The following is a 1,641-nucleotide window of genomic DNA, read 5'->3' on the forward strand; positions in this document are numbered from 1 at the left end:
GCGGAGGAGGCGGGCGCCGGGCCCGCCGCCGGCGCCGCCCGACGGGTGCGGACCAGGCAGCGGCGCGCGATCGCCTGGATCGCCGTGGTCCTCCTCCTGGGGATGTGGGGGACGTGGGCCGGCCCGAGATGGAACCCGCAGCCCATGCGCACCCTCATCGTCCCCGAGACGTCGGACACCTCCATCAAGGGCGCGGCCCCCACCGCGCCCCGCGGCGCCTACCAGGTCCGCACGACGACGGTCAGCGTCCCCACCAGGGACGGCTCGGCGATCCCGGCGACCCTCAAGACTCCCCTCGGAGTCCAGGGCCTCGTCCCGGGGATGGTGTTCGTCCACGGCACCGGGACCAGTTCCCACCAGGCCTTCGCCGAGGAGACCGACGTCATCGCCTCCACGGGCATCGCCACGCTCGTCCCGCAGAAGCGGACGAACGACTACTCGACCACCCACCGCGACTACACGGCGCTGGCGAGGGACTACGAGGACTCCTTCGGCTACCTCCTCGGCTCCCAGGGCGTGGACCCCAGGAGGTCGGGGCTGTACGCGGTGTCCGAAGGCTGCTACATGGGCCCCATCATCGCCGCGTCGAACCCCCGGGTCTCCTACGTCGTCATGGTGTCCGCGCCGGTGCTGCCGATCCGAACCCAGGGCGCGCTCGCGGCCGACTCCTACATGCGCAACCTGGGGGCTCCCCGGCAGATCATCGACGTCATAGCCAAGATCGTCGGCCAGCAGTTCGAGGACTTCGCCTACATAGACTTCGACGTCTCCGAATACCAACGCAGGATGACCATGCCCGTCCTCATGGTCTACGGCACGAACGACATGTCGATGCCGATGGTCCAGGCGCCCCTGACCCTGCGAAAAGATCTGGAGAAGGCCGGCAACACCGCCCTGACGGTCCGGTACTACAAGGGCGCCAGCCACGGGTTGAAGGTCGGCAAAGTCCTCCTCATCCCTCCGATGCAGGACGTCTCCGACTGGGTCAACGGGCTGCCGTCGACGGCCCACGCCAAGCCGCGCGTCGCCGGGGCGAGGCCGGTCCAGGCCTACATGGGCGGCAAGGTCGCTCCGGCGCCGAAGCTCGCCTCGGGGATGTCGATCGTTCTCATCGTGGCCACGGGGCTGCTCCTCGTCTCGTCCGCAGGGCTCCTCTCCCTGGCGGGCATGCTCCGCCGACGCGGCAGGCGTCTGATCGACTTGAGGGGATGCGGCCGCTGGCTCCACTCGGCCTCCGCGGGGATCTGCCTGGCGTGCGTCGTCTTCGTCGCCTACATCGTCACGCTCGCCTACTACGCGACGTCCTACCAGCGCAACAGCGTCGTCGTCCAGGGAGGCTGGCTCCTCTGCCAGGCGACGGCGCTCTCGGCGGCGTGGCTCTTCGTCGGCGTGCCGTTCCGCTGGCGCGAGGCCCCCGGCCGGCTGTCCTGGCCGGCCCGCGCAACGATGGCGATCGGCCTGGCCGGGCAGGCCGTCCTCTTCCTATCCTTGGCGTACTGGGGACTTTACCCCTCGCTTGGCTAGGCTTCCGGGTTCCCGCCGAGGTCTGACGTAAGCTTGGGGCATGCAAATATCTGTGGCGGGGGTGACTGATCCGGGGCGGATCCGTTTCCGCAACGAGGATCGATACCTCCTTCACCC

Annotated in this window: 1 protein-coding gene; it reads left to right on the plus strand. The window is 69.4% G+C overall.

Annotated features, from left to right (window positions below; translation table 11 throughout):
* Positions 1 to 1,524, plus strand: a 1,524-nt coding sequence (locus tag HMPREF0043_RS05105) for an alpha/beta hydrolase family protein (RefSeq protein ID WP_021601846.1), incomplete at its 5' end; no start/stop codon positions are given.
* Positions 1,525 to 1,641 lie beyond the last annotated feature (117 nt).

This window comes from Actinobaculum sp. oral taxon 183 str. F0552 (assembly GCF_000466165.1).
In the GTDB taxonomy this organism is placed as follows: domain Bacteria; phylum Actinomycetota; class Actinomycetes; order Actinomycetales; family Actinomycetaceae; genus Peptidiphaga.